The 24241-nt window shown below is 60.5% G+C and carries 18 protein-coding genes; 14 read left to right on the top strand and 4 right to left on the bottom strand.

Annotated elements, in window-relative coordinates:
• Positions 1-26 precede the first annotated feature (26 nt).
• Positions 27-809, bottom strand: coding sequence for an enoyl-ACP reductase (locus Q8L89_06475; GenBank protein ID MDP1708693.1), 783 nt, complete (start codon positions 807-809; stop codon positions 27-29).
• A 117-nt stretch (positions 810-926) separates the two neighbouring features.
• On the opposite strand from Q8L89_06475, the gene Q8L89_06470 reads away from it, so the two are divergent.
• Genes Q8L89_06470 through Q8L89_06455 form a run of 4 tightly spaced genes read left to right on the top strand, consistent with a single transcriptional unit; the run spans position 927 to position 7317 of the window.
• Positions 927-3092, top strand: a complete 2166-nt coding sequence (locus tag Q8L89_06470) for an ABC transporter substrate-binding protein (GenBank protein MDP1708692.1) — start codon at positions 927-929, stop codon at positions 3090-3092.
• Entirely contained in the window at positions 3089-4066 is a 978-nt protein-coding gene (locus tag Q8L89_06465) for an ABC transporter permease (protein MDP1708691.1), read from the top strand. The genes Q8L89_06470 and Q8L89_06465 overlap by 4 nt, the downstream gene beginning before the upstream one ends.
• A complete protein-coding gene (locus tag Q8L89_06460) occupies positions 4067-5482 on the top strand; it encodes an ABC transporter permease (protein ID MDP1708690.1) in 1416 nt (471 codons plus the stop codon).
• Positions 5479-7317, top strand: a complete 1839-nt coding sequence (locus Q8L89_06455; GenBank protein MDP1708689.1) for a dipeptide ABC transporter ATP-binding protein — start codon at positions 5479-5481, stop codon at positions 7315-7317. Before Q8L89_06460 ends, Q8L89_06455 begins: the two co-directional genes overlap by 4 nt.
• Positions 7318-7331: 14 nt before the next feature.
• Here the strand turns inward: Q8L89_06455 and Q8L89_06450 are convergent, their stop codons facing one another.
• From Q8L89_06450 to gloB, 3 genes are all read right to left on the bottom strand, one after another.
• Positions 7332-8264, bottom strand: a complete 933-nt coding sequence (locus Q8L89_06450) for an NADP-dependent oxidoreductase (protein ID MDP1708688.1) — start codon at positions 8262-8264, stop codon at positions 7332-7334.
• Positions 8265-8293: 29 nt separating this feature from the next.
• Positions 8294-9637: a transglycosylase SLT domain-containing protein gene (locus Q8L89_06445; GenBank protein ID MDP1708687.1), complete on the bottom strand. Its 1344-nt coding sequence runs from the start codon at positions 9635-9637 to the stop codon at positions 8294-8296.
• A 97-nt stretch (positions 9638-9734) separates the two neighbouring features.
• Positions 9735-10514, bottom strand: a complete 780-nt coding sequence (gloB, locus tag Q8L89_06440) for a hydroxyacylglutathione hydrolase (protein MDP1708686.1) — start codon at positions 10512-10514, stop codon at positions 9735-9737.
• A 90-nt stretch (positions 10515-10604) separates the two neighbouring features.
• Here gloB and Q8L89_06435 point away from each other — a divergent pair, with 90 nt between their 5' ends.
• The 10 genes from Q8L89_06435 to Q8L89_06390 all read left to right on the top strand — a co-directional run bounded on the left by Q8L89_06435 (position 10605) and on the right by Q8L89_06390 (position 24067).
• Positions 10605-11396, top strand: a complete 792-nt coding sequence (locus Q8L89_06435; protein ID MDP1708685.1) for a methyltransferase domain-containing protein — start codon at positions 10605-10607, stop codon at positions 11394-11396.
• Positions 11389-11880 (top strand): ribonuclease HI, encoded by a 492-nt coding sequence (gene rnhA / locus Q8L89_06430; GenBank protein MDP1708684.1) that lies wholly within the window; start codon positions 11389-11391, stop codon positions 11878-11880. The genes Q8L89_06435 and rnhA overlap by 8 nt, the downstream gene beginning before the upstream one ends.
• Before the next feature lie 216 nt (positions 11881-12096).
• The gene (dnaQ, locus tag Q8L89_06425; protein ID MDP1708683.1) at positions 12097-12798 is read left to right on the top strand and encodes a DNA polymerase III subunit epsilon; all 702 of its coding nucleotides are present in this window, start codon (positions 12097-12099) and stop codon (positions 12796-12798) included.
• Positions 12799-12833: 35 nt separating this feature from the next.
• Complete coding sequence (gene ilvD / locus Q8L89_06420) at positions 12834-14507, top strand: dihydroxy-acid dehydratase (protein ID MDP1708682.1); 1674 nt, start codon at positions 12834-12836, stop codon at positions 14505-14507.
• A 12-nt stretch (positions 14508-14519) separates the two neighbouring features.
• On the top strand, positions 14520-14969 hold the full coding sequence (msrB, locus tag Q8L89_06415; protein ID MDP1708681.1) for a peptide-methionine (R)-S-oxide reductase MsrB: 450 nt from the start codon (positions 14520-14522) through the stop codon (positions 14967-14969).
• 45 nt (positions 14970-15014) lie between these two features.
• A complete protein-coding gene (gene argA / locus Q8L89_06410) occupies positions 15015-16346 on the top strand; it encodes an amino-acid N-acetyltransferase (protein MDP1708680.1) in 1332 nt (443 codons plus the stop codon).
• A gap of 294 nt (positions 16347-16640) precedes the next feature.
• Positions 16641-18824, top strand: coding sequence for a type I secretion system permease/ATPase (locus tag Q8L89_06405; GenBank protein MDP1708679.1), 2184 nt, complete (start codon positions 16641-16643; stop codon positions 18822-18824).
• Positions 18808-20211, top strand: a complete 1404-nt coding sequence (locus Q8L89_06400; GenBank protein MDP1708678.1) for an HlyD family type I secretion periplasmic adaptor subunit — start codon at positions 18808-18810, stop codon at positions 20209-20211. The genes Q8L89_06405 and Q8L89_06400 overlap by 17 nt, the downstream gene beginning before the upstream one ends.
• Positions 20212-20705: 494 nt before the next feature.
• The gene (locus Q8L89_06395) at positions 20706-22304 is read left to right on the top strand and encodes an ATP-binding protein (GenBank protein ID MDP1708677.1); all 1599 of its coding nucleotides are present in this window, start codon (positions 20706-20708) and stop codon (positions 22302-22304) included.
• Positions 22305-22357: 53 nt separating this feature from the next.
• The gene (locus tag Q8L89_06390; protein MDP1708676.1) at positions 22358-24067 is read left to right on the top strand and encodes an EAL domain-containing protein; all 1710 of its coding nucleotides are present in this window, start codon (positions 22358-22360) and stop codon (positions 24065-24067) included.
• Positions 24068-24241 lie beyond the last annotated feature (174 nt).

Raw genomic sequence — 24241 nt, 5'->3', positions numbered from 1 at the left:
GCCCGGGCCAGTGGTGACGTGTACGCTTATAGCGTCCCTACGCCGATGATGTGATAGCCACTGTCGACATGCACGACTTCGCCGGTGATGCCGGCGGCGAGGTCGGAGCAGAGGAAGGCGGCGGCATTGCCGACATCTTCGGTGGTCACGTTGCGCCGCAGCGGGGCATTTTTTTCCGTGTGCTCGAGCATCTTGCCGAAACCGCTGATGCCGGAGGCGGCCAGGGTCTTGATCGGCCCGGCGGAGATCGCGTTGACGCGGATGCCCTCGGGGCCGAGGCTGTCGGCCATGTAGCGCACGTTAGCCTCAAGGCTGGCCTTGGCCAGCCCCATGACATTGTAGTTCGGCACGACGCTTTCCGCGCCGAGGTAGCTGAGCGTGAGCAGCGCGCCGTTGCGGCCCTGCATCATGTTGCGCCCGGCCTTGGCCAGCGCGGTGAAGCTGTAGGAGCTGATGTCATGGGCGATGAGAAAGCCCTCGCGGGTGACGGCGTCGAGGTAGCTGCCCTCCAGTTCGTTGCGGGGCGCATAGGCCACCGAGTGGACGATGATGTCGAGGTGATCCCAGTAGTCATCCAGATGCTCGAACACTGCGTCGATTTCGGTGTCGTTGCTGACATCGCAGGGCAGGGTGATGACCGAGTCGCACTCCGCCGCCATTTTCTCCACCCGCTCCTGCAAGCGTTCGTTCTGGTAGGTGAAGGCGAGCTGTGCCCCTTCCCGCTGCATGGCCTGGGCAATGCCCCAGGCGATGGAGCGATTGCTGGCGAGGCCTACGATGAGTGCGCATTTTCCGTCGAGAAATCCCATATCATTATCCTTTCGTGTCAGGCATGCTGTGGTTAAGGTAACGGAAATCGGTGTGATCGTGAATAGGGTATTATAAAGAACCTTGGCTTGCACGCACCAATCGAAACTGTGACGTTGATGAAACGGCTATCCCTGCCCTTGCTGTGGCCGCTCTGCGGCGCGCTGCTCGCGCTGACGGGCTGCGATGGCCGTCCGTGGAACAATCCCTACCCGGCGGCAGAAGATCACAGCAATATCCTCTACAGCTCGTTTGACCAGCGCCCCAAGCACCTCGACCCCGCGCAGTCGTATGTGGAGAACGAGTATGCGCTGATCGCCCAGATCTACGAGCCGCCGCTGCAATATCACTATCTCAAGCGGCCTTATACGCTGATACCGCTGGCGGCGGACGCTGTGCCGCGAGCGGTGTATCTCGACAAGGACGGCCGGCAATTAGCCGACACTGCCGCCACGGACGAGATTGCCTACAGCATCTATGATATTTCCATCCGCCCCGGTATCCGCTATCAGCCGCACCCTGCCTTTGCGCGCAATGCAGATGACAGTTCGCGCTATCTGGCGCTGGCCCCGGAGGAGCTGGCGCCGGTTACCAGCCTGAACGATTTTGCCGCACATGATACGCGCGAGCTGGTGGCGGCAGATTATGTCTATCAGATCAAGCGGCTTGGTCATCCACGTATCGAGTCGCCGATTTTTGGCTTGATGAGCGAGCATATCGTGGGCCTGAAGGACTATGCAGCCACCTTGCGGCAGGCGCAGGACGCTGCCGGGCGGGAGGCCTTTCTTGATCTCAACCGGTATGCGCTGGAAGGCGCCACGGTGATAGACCGCTATACCTACCGCATCAAGGTCTATGGCAAATATCCGCAACTTGTGTATTGGCTGGCGATGCCGTTCTTCGCGCCGGTGGCGCCGGAAGTGGATCGCTTCTATGCCCAGCCCGGCATGGCGGAAAAAAATCTGTCGCTGGACTGGTATCCGGTCGGCACCGGGCCGTACATGCTCACGCTGAATAATCCCAATCGGCAGATGGTGCTGGAGCGCAATCCCAATTATCACGCGGAGAGCTACCCCGTCGAGGGCATGCCGGGCGATCATGAGGCCGGCCTGCTGAATGATGCCGGGCGCAGTCTGCCGTTTATCGACAAGGCGGTGTACAGTCTGGAGAAGGAAAGCATCCCGTACTGGAACAAATTTTTGCAGGGCTATTACGATACCTCGGGCATCAGCTCCGACACTTTTGATCAGGCTGTGAATGTGGGCATGCAGGGCGAAGCCGCAGTGAGCGAGCCGATGCGTGAGCGCGGCATACATTTGCGCACCAGCGTCGGCACCGATATTTCCTACATCGGCTTCAACATGCTCGACCCGGTGATCGGCGGCATGGGTGAGCGTGCGCGCAAGCTGCGGCGGGCGATTGCGATCGCCATCGACCAAGAGGAAATGATTTCCATTTTCCGCAATGGTCGCGGGGTGGCCGCGCAGGGCCCGATTCCGCCCGGCATATTTGGCCACATAGACGGGCAGCCGGGCATTAATCCGTATACCTATGACTGGATAGACGGCAAACCGCAGCGCAAGTCCATCGACGTTGCGCGGCAACTGCTGGCGGAAGCGGGCTACCCCAATGGCCGGGACGCAGAAACCGGCAAGCCGCTGCTGCTGCATTTTGATATCGCAGCCAGCGGGCCGGACAACAAGTCGTATCTCGACTGGCTGCGCAAGCAGTTTCTCAAGCTCGACCTGCAACTCGATATCCGCAATACCGACTTCAACCGCTTTCAGGAGAAGATGCACAAGGGCAACGCACAGATTTACCAGTGGGGCTGGAATGCGGATTACCCCGACCCGGAAAATTTCCTGTTTCTGTTGTATGGCCCGAATGCCAAGGCCGGCAAAAATGGCGAAAACGCCTCGAACTACAGCAACCCGGAGTATGACAGCCTGTTTGAGCAGATGAAGAGCATGGACAATGGCTCCGAGCGGCAGGCGGTGATCAGTCGCATGGTCGAGATCGTGCGCCACGATGCGCCCTGGCTGTGGGGCATGCACCGCAAGAAATTCGGGCTGTACCATCGCTGGTATCACAATGCCAAGCCCAACGAGATGGCGAACAATACCCTGAAGTACATCCGCATTGACCCCGACGAGCGTGCCCGTCTGCGCGCGGCATGGAACCAGCCTGTGGTGTGGCCGCTGTGGGCATTGCTGGCGCTGCTGCTGTTGGGCGCGGCCCCGGCGCTGGTGAGTTACAGGCGCAAACAGCGGAGTGCCGCCAAATGATGGCCTATATCCTGCGCCGTGTGTTGTATGCGATCCCGATCCTGATTGGCGTCAACCTGCTGACCTTCGCACTGTTTTTTGTGGTAAACAAGCCGGATGACATGGCGCGAGTGCATCTGGGTGTAAAGCATGTCACGCAGGAGGCGATCGACAAGTGGAAGGTGGAGCGCGGCTATGACAAGCCGCTGTTATATAACAGTGGCGCTGAAGGCACGGCACAGCTGACGGATACCATTTTCTACAAGAAATCATTGGCCTTGTTTGTGTTCGACTTCGGCCGCTCCGACGACGGCCGCGATATCGGCCTGGAGATACGCGAGCGCATGTGGCCCAGTCTGGCGATTGCGTTGCCGGTGCTGTTGATCGGGCTGCTGACCAATATCACCTTTGCGCTGTTGATGGCCTTCTTCCGCGCCACCTATATCGATGTCGGAGGCGTGGTGTTGTGTGTGGTGTTGATGTCGATCTCGGGGCTGTTCTACATCATCGGCGGCCAGTACCTCATCAGCAAGCTGCTGCATATCGTGCCGGTGTCCGGCTATGACACCGGCGTGCAGGCCTTCAAGTTTATTCTGTTGCCGGTGATTATCGGCATTGTCAGCGGCATCGGTTCCGGCAGCCGCTGGTACCGCACAATCTTCCTCGAGGAAATCGGCAAGGACTACGTGCGCACGGCACGCGCCAAGGGGCTCTCCGAACTGCGGGTGTTGTTTTACCACGTACTCAAGAACGCCATGATTCCGATTCTGACCGGAGTGGTAGTGGTGTTGCCGCTGCTGTTCATGGGCAGCCTGATACTGGAGTCGTTTTTCGGCATTCCCGGCCTCGGCAGCTACACCATTGACGCCATCAACTCACAGGATTTCGCCGTGGTGCGCGCCATGGTGTTTCTGGGCTCGGTGCTCTATATCGTGGGGCTGGTGCTGACGGATATCTCCTACACCCTGGTAGACCCGCGCGTGAGGCTGGGCTAGATGCCATTTCTGCCTGTTATTCTGCCTACCGATGCGCTGATCTTCGTGCTGCTGGTCACGGTGATTGCGTTCGCCGTGCATGTGCGCGGCAAGGAGCACCTGCGTGCGCCGTGGCGACAGGTGAAGCGCAGCCGGATGGCGGCCGTCTCGCTGGTGGTGTTGCTCACCTATGTATTGATCGGGCTGCTCGACTCGCTGCATTTCAGGTTGCCGTTGCCGGATGGCGGCAAGCCGCAGGCCGAGCGTGAGTATTCCATCGAGGTATTGAGTGTGTTTGATCTGGTCGCTACGCCGTTGCGGGAGCGCAGCGAGAAGACCTATTCGGCGCCGTTTGCCACCCATCTCTATACCAAGGAAACCGTAGAGCATGCCGACGGCACCCAGAGCCGGGAATTTCCGCGCCTGCAGCACGGCGGGCGGCATTTGCAGCACCCGGCACAGGAGCGGGCGGCGGATATTCTGCTGACCAGCGCGCAGGCGGTGCTGCTGTCGCTGTTGCTGGGTTTGGCCGCAGGCGCAGTGTTCACCGGCCTGCTGGCGTGGCGCGAGCGTGTGGCGTGGCGCGTCATGCTGCGCCGTATTGTGCGTGGCGAAACCGAGACGCCATGGCGGGTAGTCTGGCTGGCGCTGCTGGTTATGCTCATGGTGGTGCTGTGGGCGTCCATGTTGAGTCTGAAATATCACGTGCTCGGCACCGACAAGGTGGGACAGGACGTGCTGTACCAGACACTGAAGAGTATCCGCACGGGATTGGTGATTGGCACCTTGACCACGCTGGTGATGCTGCCATTCGCCATTTTGCTCGGCATCATGGCCGGCTATTTCCGGGGGCTGGCAGATGATGTCATTCAATACACCTATACCACGCTCAACTCGATACCCGGTGTGCTGTTGATCGCGGCGGCGATACTGAGCTTGCAGGTCTACATCACCAATCACCCGGAGCAGTTTGATACGCTGGCCGAACGCGCCGATCTGCGATTGCTGTTTTTGTGCATCATACTGGGCATTACCAGTTGGACCGGGTTGTGCCGCTTGCTGCGGGGCGAGGCGTTGAAGTTGCGCGAGATGGAGTACATCCAGGCTGCGCAGGCCTTTGGTGTCAGCCACTTCCAGATCATCCGCCGCCATATCCTGCCCAATGTCATGCACATCGTGCTGATCAGCGTGGTGCTCGATTTCAGCGGGTTGGTGCTGGCCGAGGCCGTGCTGTCGTACGTGGGTGTGGGGGTGGATCCGAGCACGCTCAGCTGGGGCAACATGATTAACGGCGCGCGACTGGAAATGGCGCGTGATCCCATGGTGTGGTGGTCGCTGTGTGCGGCCTTTATCTTCATGTTTGCGCTGGTGCTGGCGGCGAACCTGTTTTCAGATGTGGTGCGTGATGCCTTTGACCCGAGGTTGCGCAAGCAATGAACAACACACTGCTCTGTGTACGTAATCTCAGCACCTGGTTTGAGTCCGGGCAGGGCAGGTTGTGCGCGGTCGACGAGGTAAGTTTCGAGATCGCGCGTGGTGAGACCTTCGCCCTGCTGGGCGAGTCCGGCAGTGGCAAATCACTGAGCGCGCTCTCCATCATGCGCCTGCTGCCGGCTACTGCCGGCGTGTCGGGTGAGGTATGGCTGGAAGGCCAGGACCTGCTGGCGCTGCCCGAGCGTGACATGCGCAGTGTGCGTGGTGGGCGCATCGCGATGATATTTCAGGAGCCGATGACCAGCCTGAATGCGGTGCTGACCATTGGTATGCAGATCAGCGAGGCATTGCGCTGCCACCATGGCATCACGGCGGGTGCCGCACAGATGCGAGCGATAGAATTGCTGGACGCGGTAGGTATAGCCGAGCCGCAACGGCGCTACCATGATTTTCCGCACCAGCTTTCCGGCGGTATGAAGCAGCGTGTGATGATTGCCATCGCGCTGGCGGGTGAGCCGGAACTGCTGATTGCCGATGAACCTACCACGGCACTCGACGTGACGATACAGGCCCAGATACTGGAGCTGCTGCGTCGGTTGCAAAAAGATACGGGCATGGCGCTGCTGCTGATCACCCATGATCTTGGCGTGGTGTCGGAGATGGCCGCACGGGTGGCGGTGATGTACGCGGGCCAGATTGTAGAGCAGGCGCCACGGACGGAGCTGTTTGCCGTGCCGCGACATCCGTATACGCGGAAGCTGTTCGAGTCCGTGCCCACGCTGGGCAAGCGCGGCACGCGTCTGGCCGTGATACAGGGCCGGGTACCGCCGCTGACACAGACGTTTACAGGGTGCCGCTTTGCGCCGCGCTGCGAATCTGCCTGGCAGACCTGCCATGACCGCACGCCGGACTTGCTTGCCGCCGGGGCGCACGCGGCCGTGCGTTGTCATTTGCACGATGCACGTTATCAGTCCTCAGCGCCACCGCAACCGGTACGGGTAGCGGCGCAGGCGGTGCAGACTGACACAGCATCGGTGGGCGAAGAGCTGCTGACCGTGAAAGACCTCAAGGTCTACTTTCCCATAGAGCAGGGGGTGTTCAAGCGCGTGGTGGGACATGTGCGCGCAGTGGATGGCGTTTCACTCAGCATCCGCGCCGGGCGCACGCTGGCCCTGGTGGGCGAGTCCGGTTCCGGCAAGACCACGGTGGGCAAGGGCATTCTGCAACTCATACGTCCGACGGCAGGCAGCGTGCGGTTTGCCGGTGACGAATTGACGCAGTTGCGCGGCGCCAGCCTGCGCGCGCGGCGCGCGGATTTTCAGATTATTTTTCAGGACCCCTATTCATCACTCAATCCGCGCATGATCGTGGCAGACATTATTGAGGAGGGCATGGTCGCGCAGGGTGTGGGCAAAACAGCGGCCGATCGTGCTGCGCGTATAGCGCAGGTGCTGGAGCAGGTCGGGTTGCCGGCCGAGGCCGGGCTGCGCTATCCGCATGAATTCTCGGGCGGGCAACGCCAGCGCATCAGCATCGCCCGCGCGCTGGCGGTTCGCCCCAAGCTGCTGGTGTGTGACGAGCCGACCAGCGCGCTTGATGTGTCTGTGCAGGCGCAGACCCTTAATCTGCTGAAAGAATTGCAGCGCGAACTGGGTATTGCCTACCTCTTTATCACCCATAATATCGCGGTGGTGGAATATCTTGCCGATGACGTGGCCGTGATGCATCAAGGCAGGATTGTCGAGTCCGGCAGTGCCGGAGAGGTGTTGCGCAATCCGCAGCACCCGTATACAAAAACGCTGTTGAGTGCGGTGCCGAAAATCGCCGAGCACGCCTAGTACGGCCTGCGTGCTTACTGCAGGACGTTGAGTACGATCTTGCCGCGGGCGTGGCCGCCCTGAATCAGGATGTGGGCCTTGGCGGCATCGCTCAAGGCCATCACATTATCGACATGCGGATTGATGCTGCCCGCATCAATCAGGCTGGCGAGTTGTGCAAGTTGTTGTGCGCTGGGTTGTACGAACACGTAGGCGGAGCGCCAGCCACGTTGTTCAGCCTCGTCGGGCACAGTGAGTGCGAGGATGGACACCAGTATGCCGCCTCGCTTTAATACCTGCCATGAATGCTGCTGCACGTCGCCACCCACGGTATCAAACACCATGTCTGCCTCGTGCACGGCGTCTTCGAAGCGGGCGCTGGTGTAATCAATCACGTCGTCGGCGCCGAGCGCGCGCACAAAGTCGGCATTACGCGCCGAGGCGGTGGTGATGACGTGAGCGCCCTTCCAGTGCGCGAGTTGCAGCGCATAGTGACCGACACCGCCCGCGCCAGCATGAATCAGGATGGTCTGGCCGGGCTGAAGATCGCCTGCAACAAATAGCGACTGCCAGGCGGTGAGTGCGGAGAGCGGGACGGCGGCAGCATGGATGAAGTCGAGGGACTCCGGCTTCAGCGCCACCTCGCTCGCGCGCACGACGATGTATTCGGCGTAGGCGCCATCACGTGCGATGTCAGGACGTGCGTACACGGCATCACCGGGCTTGAATTGGGTAACATCGGCGCCGGTTTGTTCAATGGTGCCCGCGACATCCCAGCCCAGTATCAGGGGCAGCCTGTGGTCAACGCGTCCCTGTAGTTTGCCGGCGCGGATCTTGGCGTCCACCGGGTTGACCCCGGCGGCATGCACCCGTATCAGTACTTCGTCGGCGCCCGGCACAGGTTGCGGGGCGTCTTCATAACGCAAAACCTCAGCACCACCGAATTGGTGGATGCGGATTGCTCGCATGGCTGGCCTCCTCGCAGGATGACGGTGGTTTACGAACCGGCTTTTGCAGGCGGGTAAATCTTCAGCGTGATGCCGGGTGTCAGATATTTACCATTTAACTGGTCTGCATTCCAGCGTTCCAGTTGCGCCAAACTGATACTGAAGTCGCGGGCAATGGCGCCCAGCGTGTCGCCCTGGCGTACAACATATTTTTTCTGCTGCCCTGGCGCAGTCACGCCGGATGCCTGTTTGGGCGCGCTTTGCTTGCTGGCTTGCGGTTTTGCCAGTGAGTGTGACTGCAGTGTGCCAGGATCGATGCTGGCGAGGCGCCGGCTGAACTTTTCGGCCTTGTCTGCAGGCAGTAACAGCGTGGTTGTGCCCTTGGGGTCGGTGATGCCGCGCAGCAGGCCCGGGTTCAGCCGTCTGAGTTCGTCGCGTGACATGCCGGCAATCTGGGCCGCCACATTGAGGTTGATCTGGTTGTCGACGTCCACGCTGGCGAGGTAGGGGGCGTTGGGAATGCTGGCGAGGGTAATGCCGAATTCTTCCGGATGGTTCACGAGGGCGGCGATGCCGAGCAGGCGCGGTACATAGGTCGCTGTTTCCTGCGGCAGGTCGAGTGACCAGAAGTCGGCAGGCCTTCCAGCCCGCTGATTCTTTTGTATGGCGCGCCGCAGTCTGCCTTCACCCGCGTTATAGGCCGCGAGGGTGATCAGCCAGTCGCCGTCGAACTCGGTATTGAGCCGCTGCAGATAGGTCAGCGCTGCAGCGGTCGAGGCGATGACATCACGCCGACCGTCGTACCAGAAGTTGCGGGTCAGGCCCATATGGCGCCCGGTGGAGGGGATGAACTGCCAGATGCCTGCCGCCCCGCTGGCGGATACTGCCCCCGGCGAGTAGGCGCTCTCGATAATGGGCACCAGCGCAATTTCGGTGGGCATGCCGCGCTTCTCCAGCTCTTGTACCACGTAGTACATATAAGGCGTGGCACGCTGAGTGACGGTATCGACATGCTCCTGCGAGGTGGCGTATGCGCGGGCCTCGGCCTGCACCTTGGGGTGATCGTAATGGGGGAGTGCAAAACCGGCGCGGATCCGGTGCCACAAGTCTGAGGGCGAGTCGGCCTCGGCGGTGGGCGTATCGGGTGGCGTTAACTGCTGCTCCAAGCTGTCCCACAGGCCCGGGCGGGTGGTGGTGAGGGGGTGTTCGGGCGCGGAATCAGAAGGGGTGTCAGGTATGGTGGAAGCAGAGGCCTCGGTGCTGTCGGAGGCGGGGGGATCCCCTTGTTTTTCTACTTCTTTCGACAGGTTATCGCTGATCGTTGGGGATGGCGCAGCGGCTGTGTCACGGGGTTGCTGGGCACAGGCGACCAGCCCCAGGCTCAGGGTGAGCATGAGGCAGCATTTTCCTGCGGTGTAACGTTGTTTCAGTTTTCCCATAACGAAAAATGGTAGAAGCCAGGGGGAGGGAGGTCAACCAGAAGCCTGTAAATTATACTTTGTCTAAATCGTCTTTCCAAGCCCGCACAACTGCGAACACGTCGGCCGCCTCGGCCAGACGGCGGCCAGCATAGCGCTCCGCCGCCGCCGCAACGGCAGGGATATGACAACGCAAAAACGGGTTGGTGCGCAATTCCAGTGCTAAGGGGGCGGGAACCGTCGGCAGGCCTTGCTCACGCAGGCGGTCGACATCGCTGCTGCGGCTGAGGATGTCCGGGTTATGGGGTTCGACCACGCGGGCAAAGGCCAGATTGTCGGCCGTGTATTCATGGCCGCAGTATACCTGTGTTTCAGGCGGCAGCCCGGCGAGTTTGCTCAAAGCGTGGTACATTTGGGTTGCCGTGCCCTCAAACAGGTAACCGCAGCCCGCAGTGAACAGCGTGTCGCCGCAAAACAGCCCGCCGTTACCGTGATAGGCGATGGCGCCCCGGGTGTGGCCCGGCACGTCGAGTACGTTAAGGCGGAGGCCCGCCTCCTCCAGCACCACTTGGTCGCCCTCGTGCAACGGATGGCTGAGCGCGGGTATCGCTTCACGGGCGGGACCATACACCGGCAGGCCGAAATGACGCAGCAGTTCAGTGACGCCACCAACGTGGTCGTGATGGTGATGGGTGATCAGTACCGCGCACGGTGTGAGGGCGTCACGCCGCAGGGCATTGAGTACCGGCTGGGCGTCGCCCGGATCGACAATCGCCACGCGGCGGCTGTCGGCATGACCGGCGAGCCAGATATAATTGTCCCTGAAGGCGGCTACGGGGCGAACCTGCATCATGCGTCACATGCTACACCGTGCCAGCGCGAGGTCAATCCGGATGCAGCGTGGCCCGCTCCAATACAGGCAGAGCAGCACTGAATCAGGCTTATGAGACACAGTAACGGACATGAGGGTGGTGCCACACCGCAATCAGGCACAAGACGCCTGCAGCGGGCCTGGTATCGGCTGAGCCTGGGGCGTTGGCTGCTCGATATGGAGCGTGCGCAACTGGCGGAGTTTCTGCCCAACCTGTTTGGCTATCACGCGCTCCAGATCGGCAGCCTGACGGATGTCGATCTGCTCGCCAGCAGCCGTATTACCCACCGCGTAGTCCTGGTGAGCGATCTGGAAGGGGCGGGAAAAGTTGCGCCGGGGGTCTATAGTCGACCTGATGCCCTGCCGGTGGCGACCGACGCGGTGGATGTCGTGCTGCTGGCGCATACGCTGGAATTCGAGGCCGACCCGCATGGCGTGTTGCGCGAGGCCGAGCGGGTGCTGATTCCCGAGGGCCATGTGGTCATTCTGGGTTTTAATCCGTGGAGCCTGTGGGGGCTGTGGCGACTGGCGCTGATGCGCAGTGGCCGTCCGCCGTGGTGTGGCCGTTTTCTCAGCCTGCTGCGGATCAAGGACTGGCTGGCGCTGCTCGGATTTGAGGTGGTGGCGCAACGACCGTTCTTTTTTCGTCCGCCGCTGCGTCACCCCGGTATCATGCAGCGTCTGGATTTTATGGAGAAACTGGGCGCGCGTACCTGGCCCGCCTGGGGCGGCGCCTATCTGCTGCTGGCAAAAAAACGTGTAGCAACACTCACGCCGATCAAGCCACGCTGGGAATCGACGCGGCGACTGGTGCCGGTACGCATGCCCGAGACCAGTGCGGGCAAGGTACGGCACCATGACTGAAGCCGGCTCCACCAGCGTGGTGGAAATATTTACCGATGGTGCCTGCCGCGGCAATCCCGGCCCCGGCGGTTGGGGTGCGTTGCTGCGTTATCAGGGCACGGAGAAGACCCTCTTCGGCGCGGAGGCGCATACCACCAATAACCGGATGGAACTCATGGCCGTGATTCAGGCGCTGGAATCACTCAAAAGGTCATGTGAGGCAGCAGTCACAACCGATTCACAGTATGTACATCAGGGCATCAGTCAGTGGATCAACAGCTGGAAGCGACGCGGCTGGAAAACGGCAGACAAAAAGCCGGTCAAGAATGTCGATCTGTGGCAGCGGCTGGACGCCGTTGTCGCGACACACAAGGTAACGTGGCACTGGGTGCGCGGCCACAACGGTCACCCGGAAAATGAAATCGCCGACCAGTTGGCGAATCAGGCCATAGACGAAATGAAACAGGAAGCAAAGCAGGGTGCCTCTGAAAATGATGGATTTTGATTCAAGACAAGGCGCAGCGCCGTCAAGCAGCGGTCGCTCCTGCGCATCCTGCGCTCGCGACATTCATACATCCTTGTACAGCACAGCATACACGCCAGCATGTGAGCAGCGGAGACAAGCTGCAACGGTCGCTCCTGCGCGTCCTGCGCGCGCGACATTCGTACGTCCTTGTACAGCACTGTATTGGAGCAAAAGAGACGTTTTTAGAGGTGCCCCGTGAGGCAGGTCATCCTCGATACCGAAACCACCGGACTGGAGCACGCGCAGGGCCACCGCATCATCGAGATCGGTTGCGTGGAACTGGTGAACCGACGCAAGACGGGCAATACCTTCCACTACTACCTGCAACCCGACCGCCCGATTGACCCCGGCGCCATGGAAGTACACGGCATCACCGACGCGCAGTTGGCGGGCAAGCCGCGCTTTCGCGATATCGCAGATGAGTTTGTCGCGTTTGTGCGCGATGCTGAGCTGGTGATACACAATGCGGCCTTTGATGTCGGCTTTCTCAACAGCGAGTTGTCGTTGCTGGGCCCGGAGCACGGCGAGATACAGGATTGCTGCACCGTCGCCTGCACGCTGCAACTGGCGCGTTCGCTGCACCCCGGCCAGAAAAACAATCTCGACAGCCTCTGCAAACGCTATAACGTGGACAACTCGCAGCGCACCCACCACGGTGCACTGCTGGATGCGGAGATACTGGCCGAGGTGTATCTGGCCATGACCGGCGGCCAGGCCAGCCTGCTGGGCGATGCGGCCCATTTTGGCACCGAGGCGCAGGCCGTGCGGCGCGTGTCGGGCAAGCGTGCCGCGTTGCCAGTGCTGCGTGCCACGGCCGAGGAGATCAGTGCGCACGAGGAACGGCTGCAGGCGATTACCACAGCGAGTGGCGGCCAGTGTCTGTGGAATAACAAATGAAAGTCATCAATCAACCCATGTGTATGGAGTAAATAATGTCGGATAATCGCAGGAGCAAAGTCGTTACCCAGGGCGTGCAGCGTTCACCCAACCGCGCCATGCTGCGTGCAGTGGGATTTGGCGATGCGGACTTTGACAAGCCGGTGGTCGGTGTTGCCAATGCGCACAGCACCATCACGCCCTGCAACATGGGCATAGGTGCACTGGCCGCGCGCGCCGAAGCGGCGCTGAAGCAGGCTGGGGCCATGCCGCAGGTGTTTGGCACCATCACCATCAGTGACGGCATCTCGATGGGCACCGAGGGCATGAAATATTCACTGGTGTCGCGCGAGGTGATTGCCGACGCCATTGAAACCGTGTGCAATGGCCAGAGTATGGACGGTGTGCTTGCCATCGGCGGCTGCGACAAGAACATGCCCGGCGCCATGATTGCCATGGCGCGCCTGAACATTCCCGCGATATTTGTCTACGGTGGCACCATCAAGCCGGGCCATTACAAAGGCCGTGACCTCACCATCGTCAGCGCCTTCGAGGCCGTCGGCCAGTTCACCGCGCATAAAATCGACGAGCAGGAGTTGATGGAGGTCGAGCGCCGCGCCTGTCCGGGTGCGGGTTCGTGCGGCGGCATGTATACCGCCAACACCATGTCCTCCATTATCGAGGCCATGGGCATGAGCCTGCCCTATTCGTCCACCATGGCAGCCGAAGATGCGGAGAAGGCGGAGAGTACAGCCGAGTCCGCCGCAGTGCTGGTGAACGCGATCAAGCAACAGATACTGCCGAGTCAGTTACTCACGCGCAAGGCATTTGAAAACGCCATCGCCGTGACCATGGCGGTAGGTGGTTCCACCAACACCGTGTTGCACCTGCTCGCCCTCGCGCACGCCATGCAGATACCGCTTGCGATTGATGATTTCGAGAGCGTGCGCGTGCGCGTGCCGGTGCTGTGCGATCTGAAACCCTCCGGGCGTTATGTGGCCACCGACCTGCACCAGGCGGGCGGTATTCCCCAAGTGATGAAGATCCTGCTCGCGCACGGTGTGTTGCATGGCGACGCGCTGACTATCAGCGGCCAGACCGTAGCGGAAGTATTAAAGGACGTGCCGGCAGAGCCGCGCAAGGATCAGGACGTCATCCGGCCGTGGAGCGCACCCATCTACGCCCAGGGCCATCTTGCCATCCTGAAGGGTAATCTGGCCGAGGAAGGTGCGGTGGCAAAGATCACCGGCATCAAGCTGCATGCCATTACCGGTCCGGCGCGTGTGTTTGAGTCGGAAGAGACGTGCATGGAGGCCATACTGGCGCAAAAAATCAAGGCAGGGGATGTGGTGGTTATACGTTATGAAGGCCCAAGGGGCGGGCCCGGCATGCGCGAAATGCTGTCGCCCACCTCGGCCATCATTGGTGAAGGCCTGGGCGACGCTGTTGGCCTGATTACCGATGGCCGCTTTTCCGGCGGCACCTACGGCATGGTGGTGGGCCATGTTGCGCCCGAGGCGGCGGTGGGCGGCACCATCGCGCTGGTACAGGAGGGTGACTCCATTACCATCGACGCGGATGCACGTCTGCTGCAGCTCAATGTGCCGGAAGCGGAGCTGGCCCGGCGCCGCGCCGCGTGGCAGCCGCCCGCGCCACGTTACACACGCGGTGTGTTGGCCAAATACGCCAAACAGGTGTCGAGCAGCAGCGTCGGTGCGGTGACGGATTAGAGGTAACGTGGTGTGAGGGAGAAGATAGCCAAATCCGCTGAGGAGTGGGAAAAGCTGCTCACGCAGCAGCAATATGAAGTGACACGTCGGCACGGTACCGAACGCGCATTCAGCGGTGAATACCATGCCTGCAAGGAGGCGGGCGTGTATCACTGTGTTTGTTGCGGCAATCCGCTGTTCGCTGCGGAAACAAAATTCGATTCCGGCACCGGCTGGCCCAGTTACTGGGCACCGATTGCGGAGGACAGCGTATTGGAGAAGGAAGATAACGGCTTTTTCATGCGCAGAACCGTCGCTCCTGCGCATCCATGCGCCCGCGACATTCGGGCTCCCTGCCCAGCAGAGGTGCTGTGCAGCGTGTGTGACGCACATCTGGGCCATGTGTTCCCGGATGGCCCACAACCGACGGGACAGCGGTATTGCATCAACTCGGCGGCCCTTAAATTGACCGCGAAAAAGTGAGCCGGTCGCGTATAATACGCGTCACTTTGTCAGTAGGCGTCAGCCATGCCTGTCTCTGAAAAAAACAGCAACACGGCCTTTGTCGGCTGGTTCCGCCATTCCTCGCCCTACATTAACGCGCATCGGGGCCGCACGTTCGTCATCGCGTTTGGAGGTGAGGCGGTAGCAGATGCAAGTTTCGCGCACTTTATTCACGACGTCGCGCTGCTCAATGCGCTGGGCGTACGGGTGGTGCTGGTGCATGGTGCGCGGCCGCAAATTGAGGCGCGTCTGCGTGAACGCGGCATCAGGATGCGTTATGCCAACGGTCTGCGGGTAACAGACGCTTCCGCGCTGGCGTGTGTGAAGGAGGCGGTCGGGAGCGTGCGGGTGGAGATTGAAGCGCTGCTCTCCATGGGGTTGGCCAACTCACCCATGGCGGGTGCGCGTATCCGCGTTGCCTCTGGTAACTTCATCACTGCACGTCCGCTCGGTGTGCGTGACGGTGTCGATCACGAACACACGGGCGAAGTGCGGCGCGTGGATGTGCAGGGCATCGAGCAGGCGCTGGCTGATGCGGCTGTGGTGCTGGTTTCGCCCCTCGGTTATTCGCCCAGTGGCGAGGTGTTCAATCTTTCCGCCGGGGACGTTGCCACGGCGGTTGCTGCCGAACTGCACGCCGACAAACTGCTGCACATGGTGGAAGGGGCCGGTGTGCTGGATGTGAAAAAGCGTCTGGTGCGGCAATTGAAGCTCGCCGAGGCGCAAAAAATGCTTTCCGCCAAAGGCGTCCTGACACCTGACATCAAACGTTTGATCAGCGGTGCCGTGCAGGCCTGCCATAAGGGCGTGCGCCGCGTGCACCTCATCAGCCGCCACACGGACGGCGCCTTGCTGCTGGAGTTGTTCACTCGGGATGGCAGCGGCACGCTGATAGCGGGTGACAGCTACGAAAATACGCGCCCGGCGACCATCGACGATGTTGGCGGTATTCTGGAGTTGATCTCGCCGCTGGAAGATGAGGGCGTGCTGGTGCGTCGCTCGCGTGAACGGCTGGAGACCGAGATTGGTTATTTTACGGTGATGGAGCGTGACAACGCGATCATTGCCTGTGCCGCACTGTATCCCTATGTTAAAGAGGGCTGCGGCGAACTGGCCTGCCTGGTGGTGCATCCGGACTACCAGGACTCGGGCCGGGGCGAGGCGCTGCTGGAGTATATGGAGCGCGCGGCGAAGCAGCGGAAGATAAAGCGCATGCTGGTGCTCACCACACGCACAGCACACTGGTTTGTCGAGCGCGGCTTCATGGCGGCGGACATCAAGGCCCTGCCGGTCGCGCGGCAACAGTTGTACAATTATCAGCGGAATTCAAAGGTGCTGGTAAAAAAAATAATATAGCGGCTGAGCGAGGCCACTCCTGCGCATCCCTGCACGGCAGGAGTACGACCCATACAGGTCAACGGTTGGAGACTGCTTGGGCATCGCTGGCGTGAGGACGAGCGGACAGCCCAGGTCGCCAGACCTTGATCTTCCGGCGGACTCCAGTATGCTAGGTGTCCAGACATCTGCTGTAGTCTGATGCCAGAGTCAAAGCGATCGCCGGAAGCTGGGCGCCGGGTTACGGGGTTGCCACGGGATGACCTTAAAGGCCGCTGACGGTTTTGTGATTTACAGTAAATAATAAGGCGCGCGATGTCCCCGACGGATACGGATAAGGCACCAGAAACCAAGGAATGGGCAGTCCCTAAAGAGGCGCTCCTTCCCGATGATCCGTTGGCGAACTGCCTGGCCATACTCACCCGTATCCAGCACCAGCCGCACTCGGCACAGTCATTGACGGCCGGACTGCCGCTGGAAGAGTCCCGCCTGACACCTGAGCTTTTCATCCGGGCGGCGCAGCGCGCCAACCTTTCTGCCCGGATCATCAAGCGACCGCTTGCGGAAATCTCGAATCTCACGCTGCCGGCTGTGCTCTTGCTGCAGGACGGTGACGCCTGCATCCTGCTGGAGCGGGAGGAGGGCGGGCAATTGCGCATCATCCAGCCGGAGTCGGGTGACGGCGAGGTCAGGATAGATCCGGAGGCGATCGAGAGCAGTTATACCGGTTATGCCATCTTCGTCCGGCCGATCTTCAGGTTTGACGAACGTGCCGACGCATCACCGCTGCCGCAGGGCGGCCACTGGTTCTGGGATACGCTGAAGCAGTCGTGGCCGATTTATGCCGAGGTTCTGGTAGCGTCCTTCCTGATCAACGTATTTGCCCTGGTTACGCCGCTGTTCGTCATGAATGTGTATGACCGGGTGGTGCCGAACCAGACCTTTTCAACCCTCTGGGTGCTGGCGATCGGCGTGGGAATCGTCTTTGTTTTCGATTTCCTCATGCGCAGCCTGCGCGGATATTTTGTCGATATCGCCGGGAAAAAAGTCGACATCATTCTTTCCGCGACCATTCTTGAGAAGGTGCTTGCCATACGCATGGAAGCGCGCCCGAAATCCGTTGGTGCGTTTGCCAACAGCCTGCATGAGTTTGAGTCGTTCCGTGAATTCCTCACCTCCGCCACCATCGTGACGTTAATTGACCTGCCCTTTGTCCTGCTCTTCCTGCTGGTCGTCTGGTGGGTGGGAGGCCTCGTCGTGCTGGTGCCGCTGGTTGCAATTCCGCTGATTCTGATACCGAGTCTCCTCCTGCAAAAGCCCTTGTCACGCGTCATAGGTGAAACATTCCGGGCAACCGCCCAGCGCCAATCAGCCCTCATCGAAAACCTGGGGGGGCTGGAGACGATCAAGGCACTGGCCGCAGAAAGCCCGGTGCAACGGCGCTGGGAACAGCTCGTCGGCCAGATCGCCAAGCTCGGCCTGACCGCACGGCTGCTGTCCGCCGCCGCCGTCAATTCGTCAGTTTTTGTGCAGCAACTCGCAACCGTGGGCGTCGTCGTCGTGGGTGTCTACCTGATCTCTGACAAATCACTGTCATTGGGCGGTCTTATCGCCTGCACGCTGTTGGCGGGGCGGATTCTGGCCCCCCTGTCCCAGGTGGCGGCCCTGTCCACCCGTTTCCACCATGCCAGATCGGCGCTCCAGGGTCTGAACAGCATCATGAACCTGCCCACCGAGCGCCCGCCGGGCAAGCAGTTCGTCAATCGTCCGGGCTTCGAGGGGGCAATCGAATTCCAGAATGTCAGCTTCGCCTATCCGGGGCAGCCGGTAGAGGCCCTGAGCAAAATATCGTTCAAGGTCGCACCCAAGGAGCGGGTCGGCATCATCGGCCGCATTGGCTCGGGCAAATCCACCATTGAAAAACTCATTCTCGGACTCTATCAGCCGGCCTCCGGGTCGATCTGGGTAGACGGTGTTGATCAGCAGCAGATCGATCCCGCCGATCTGCGGCGGAATATCGGTTACGTGCCTCAGGACTCACTGCTGTTCTTCGGCAGCGTCAAGGAAAACATCGTGCTCGGAGCCCCCTACGTCGACGACAAGGCAATGTTGCGGGCAGCGGAAATTGCCGGGGTAACCGATTTCGTGAACCGCCATCCCCAGGGTTTTGGCATGCCGGTGGGCGAGCGCGGAGACGGCTTGTCGGGCGGACAGCGGCAGTCCATCGCCATTGCCCGGGCATTACTGCTGGATCCGACGATATTGCTGCTGGACGAGCCCACCAACTCACTGGACAACCGGTCGGAGGAAAACTTCAAGGCGAGGATCAAGCCGCATCTGGCCGACAAGACCCTGATTCTGGTAACGCATCGCGCCTCGATGCTGACGCTGGTCGATCGGCTGATTGTGGTCGAAGGCGGCAGAATCGTTGCCGACGGGCCCAAGGAGCAGGTGCTTGAGGCATTGTCCGGAGGGAAGCTCAATGTCGCCAAGAGCTAGGCTTGCTGCAGTGGGTGCGTTACTGCGGGAAAAGGTGAAGCGCTTTATCCTTCCCGATGAGCAGGAAAAGGCGGCCAGGGAGGCCGATCTCGAGCTCATGCCTGAGAGCACGGCAGCGGTCTTTCAGGGGCCGCCACGCTACGCCTCGATGATCATCCGGGGGTTTGTTGTCTTTCTGGTGATCGCGCTGATCTGGGCCAGCTTCTCCCGGCTCGAAGAGATCACGGTCGGCGAAGGCAAGGTTATTCCCTCAGCCCAGGTGCAGGTGATCCAGAATCTCGAGGGGGGCATCGTCGCCAGTATTCCGGTCAGATTGGGTGACATCGTCAAGAAGGGCCAGATCGTGCTCAATCTGGACAAGACCCGATTCGCTTCGTCGATGGGTGAGGCCCAGGCCAAGTATGACGCCTTGCTGGCGCGTATCGCCCGGCTTACCGCAGAGGTTGACGGCAAGTCTTTCCAGGTGCCTGAAGAGCTTTTTCTTACCAATCCGGGTATCGCCGAAGAGGAAAGGCAGCTCTACCTGAACCGACAGAGTGAGCTGGAAGCCACGCTCACCGTGCTGCGCCAGCAAGCCAATCAGCGCGGTCAGGAGCTGCAGGAGAAACGCACGCGCCTGGTACAGCTGCAGGAAAGCCTGGGGCTGATTTCGCGCGAGCTTGAGATCAGCAAGCCGCTGGTTGCGCAGGGCGTGCTGTCGGAAGTGGAAGTGCTGCGGCTGGAGCGGCAGGTGAGCGACCTGAGGGGCGAGACCGACGCGACCCGCCTGGCGCTCCCGCGCCTGGAGCAGAGTCTGGCCGAGGCCAGAACCAAGGTGGAGGGCCAGATCGCAAAATTCAGATCGGACTCCTCTGCAGAACTCAATATGGCGCGGGCCGAGTTCGAGCAAACACGTGCGTCCAGTGTGGCCATGGCTGACCGCCTGGAACGGACATCCGTTCGCTCTCCCATGGACGGCATCGTCAAGCAGATCAAGATTACCACGGTCGGCGGCATCATCCAGCCGGGCATGGACGTGATGGAGATCGTCCCGATCGAAGACAACCTGCTGATCGAGGCGCGCATCCGGCCCTCGGACATCGCCTTCATCCACCCCGGCCAGGAGGCGACGGTCAAATTCACGGCGTACGATTTCTCGATCTACGGCGGCCTCGATGCCATCGTCGAGAACGTTACCGCCGACTCCATCACGGACGAAAAAGACGAAAGCTTCTTTCTGGTTCGCGTGCGCACCAAGACCAACAACCTGGGCAATGGCCAGAGAAATTTGCCGATCATGCCCGGGATGGTCGCCACCGTTCACATCCGCACCGGCAACAAGACGGTGCTGAATTATCTGCTGAAGCCCGTCACCAAGGCCAAGTACGACGCCCTGCGCGAACGTTGAGCAAGGGGCTTGGGGCAAGCGCCGGGTAATGCTGCCGTGGGGCCGGTAGCAGGTGCAGGGTGCTGCGCCTGCAAATCCTAAAGTCCCTGAAAACCCGCAAAAACAACATCATATCTCTGCGGTCAAGGTGCCGAACAGGCGGGCTGGCTGTACGGCGGGCGGTGCTGACCGCACACTACAGAAATCTGGCGCGAGCAGGGCGTTGCGCTGTGATCTTACTAGTACTAATGCTAGTACCAAAGTCCAATGGAGTTTCCCGGTTACTCCGCTAAAGTAGCAGCCTCCACAATATCTAATTCCTAAATAATTGTTAAATATACGTATTTCATAAGCGAAATCCAGGCCGATGAATGCACGCAAAATGAGTCATGTATGCAACAGGATACTGTCTCACTCGTTCCCACATATGCCCTGTGCGCGGGCGTATACGGCAGCAGAGGCGTGCGAAGTTGCGCCTGCGGAAGCCGGGCTGTCGGCGTTGATATGACATCACAATGAAAACGCCGCCACTCGACCATGACGCAGAGCAGCAGGCCGCCTTGCGGCGCTTCAACATTCTGGACACCGCACCTGAAGCGGTCATCGAAGACTTCCTCCAGCTGGCCTCGCACATCTGCCGGACGCCGATTTCCTTTATCGGCCTGGTGGATAATACCGACCGCCAGGCGCCCAAGCCTGGCCCTGCTGGCCCGGAAATCCCGCGTGATGTATCGTTCTGTGCCACTTCGTCGGACCCCCCCAGTGTTTTTGTCGTCACCGGCGCGCCTCTGGATGAACGCTATACCACTCACCGCTTTGTAAGCTCCGAGCCCAACATACGTTTTTACACGGGTGTGGCGTGGACCACGCCCAAGGGAGAGGCCATAGGCACGCTGTGCGTGGCGGAGCACATCCGGGGCGGGCTCAACCTGGAACAGAGAGAGGCCCTGCATGCGCTGGGCCGGCTGATCGTGAGCCAGGTCAGCGGCACCACGGTGGAGATGAAGACCGGTGGCGGGGAGCCGTCTGTCGTTGCCACCGTGCCCCAGATCGTGTGGACCGCGCTGCCTGACGGTACGCTGGATTACTATAACCACTACTGGTACAACCACCCCGCCCTGACGCGTGAATACAGCCAGGGCAAGCACTGGCAAACGGTGCTGCACCCGGATGACCTGCAAGACTGTTTGCGGCACTGGGCCCAGGCGGTGCAGAGCGGCCAGGCCTACGGCGCCGAGTACCGCTTCAAAAGGCCCAGTGACGGCGCCTATCACTGGCATGTGGTGCGTGCAACGCCGTTCCGGGACCAGGACGGCAGCATTATCAAATGGCTGGGGAGCGCGACCGACATCGAGGACGAGAAGCGTGCCGAGGAACGTCAGCGCGCGATTGGCGAGGAACTGGAGCGCCTGGTGCGGGAGCGCACCATGGAGTTGCTGAGTTCCAACGATAAACTGAGTGAATTGGCCCACGTCGCAGCCCACGACCTGCAGGAACCGCTGCGCATGGTGGAGAGTTATATCCAGCTGCTGGCACGGCGTTATCAGGGCAGGTTCGACCCGGCTGCCGATGAATTCATTCAGTTTGTGATGGATGGCACGCTGCGCATGCAGCGCATGATAGACGGGCTCCTGGCCTATTCTCAGGTCGGCTCCGCACCGGCCAGTCTGGAGCAGGTGGATTGCAACAAGGTCTTCAATGAGGTGGTGAGCAACCTGCAGGTTGCCATACAGGAAAGCAACGCCACAGTAACGGGTAAGTCACTGCCTACGCTCTACGCCAACCACACCCAGCTGGTGCAGTTGTTGCAGAACCTGATCGGCAACGCCATCAAGTGCCGCGCCGAAAAACCACCGAAGATCCAGGTCCGCGCCGAGCACAGAGAGGGCTGCTGGCAGTTTTCGGTGCGGGATAACGGTATTGGCATAGACCCGCAGTTCACCGGCCAGATTTTCATGCTGTTTCAGCGGCTGCCCGGCCAGGTCAAATACACCGGAACCGGGATAGGCCTTGCAATTTGCAAGAAGATCGTGGAAAGTCTTGGGGGAAGGATATGGGTGGAATCGGAGCCGGGGGCAGGGAGTACCTTTTACTTCACTCTGCCGGATAAATAGGGAAGCAAACAATGCATGACCCGCATGAGCTGAGTACGCCGCGTGATCCGGGCATGGATACACCAATACATATCTTATTGGTGGAAGACAACCCCGGTGACGCCAGGCTGGTGTCCGAGATGCTGGCCGACGCGCGTACCGGTAAATTCATCCTCGTCCATATTGATTCGTTCACTGAAGCGCTCAAGCGGCTTGCCCAGCAACACTTTGATGTCGTGTTGCTGGACCTGATGCTGCCAGACTCCAGAGGGCTCGATACCCTGACCCAGGTGCAGGTGGCGGTTCCGCATATGCCGATAGTGGTGTTGAGCCGATTGCACGACGAAGGACTCGCGTTGCAGGCCGTGCAGTGCCGGGCCCAGGACTATCTGATCAAGGGTCAGGTGGACACCCAGCTGCTGGTGCGTTCGCTGCGCTACGCCATTGAGCGCAAGCGCGCAGAAGTGCGCATGAATTATATGGTGACGCATGATGCGCTCACCAACCTGCCCAACCGGATGCTGTTCATAGACCGCCTGTCGCAGGCGCTGATACATGCGCCGCGGCATGACAACATGGTGGCCATGCTGCTGATGAATCTGGATCGCTTCAAGCGGGTCAATGACACCCTGGGACATACCGTCGGCGATTTATTGCTGATAGCGATGGCGGCACGCCTGTCAATCATGGTGCGTGAGGGCGATACGGTGGCACGCTTTGTCGGGGACGAGTTTGCCTTGATCGTCGACGATGTCGTGGATCCGGCCGATGTGTCCATGTTGGCGCAGAAGCTCGGCGACGCCTTTGCCGAGCCCTTCGAAATTGTGGGCCACACCCTCAATGTTACCGCCAGCATCGGCATAAGCATCTTCCCCCAGGACACCGACAACCCCGAGACACTGCTGAAAAACGCCGATCTCGCCATGTGCCGCGCCAAAGAGCTGAGGAGCGGCTTTCAGCTCTACTCCCCCATGATGAATGACGGTGCCTCGCACCGCCTGAGACTGGAAAACAAGCTCTGTCACGCCCTCGAGCGTGACGAGCTGTTTCTGCGCTACCAGCCGCAGATTGACCTTGCCACAGGCAGGATCGTCGGCGTGGAGGCGCTGCTGCGCTGGCAAAACCCTGATCTTGGGCTGGTATCGCCGATGGAATTCATCGCGGTAGCGGAGGAAACCGGTTTGATCACGCGCATCGGTGAATGGGTGCTGCGCACCGCCTGCAAACAGAACAAGGCCTGGCAGACCGCCGGCTATCCGCCTATCCGGATGGCGGTCAATCTCTCCGCGCGGCAGTTTCGCCAGCGTCAGCTTATCTCTACCATTCATGAGGTGCTGAGCGAGACCGGCCTCGACCCTGACTATCTGGAGCTGGAGCTTACCGAAAGCGTGATGCACGGGGCCGAGACCGCTGCCATCCTGCAAAAAATAAAGGATGTCGGCATACACATCGCCCTGGATGATTTCGGAATGGGCTACTCGTCGCTCAGCTATCTGAAACGCTTTCCTGTCACCAAGCTGAAGATCGACCAGTCCTTTGTCCAGGGAATTCCCGACGACGCGGACGACATGGCCATCACCACGGCGATCGTCGCCATGGCGCACAGCCTGAAGCTGCAGGTGATCGCCGAAGGCGTGGAGACAAGCAGGCAACTGGATTTCCTGAGTTCGCTGCGGTGCAACGAGATGCAGGGCTTTTACTTCAACAAGCCGCTGCCGCCCTCAGAGATAAAAGAGTGCTTCAGCCGTGATTATTGCGAGAGGCGGATTGCAGCCTTCCATTGACCCCGGCTACCCTGTGCAACGAGTGGACGGTAACAGATACTATAGACTAGAGTAGTGTCCTTCATTGCTGGGTACGCTCACCGCTTGCCCTGAGGGTGCGGCGGGGGGTGGGTATCCAGGGGGCCGGGGGTCGCACTCAGGGCGAACGGTACGACCGAAATTACTGCTACGGCT

This window comes from Gammaproteobacteria bacterium (assembly GCA_030680605.1).
Lineage (GTDB): Bacteria > Pseudomonadota > Gammaproteobacteria > SURF-13 > SURF-13 > JAQBXX01.
This window is presented reverse-complemented; position numbering and strand designations above follow the sequence as displayed.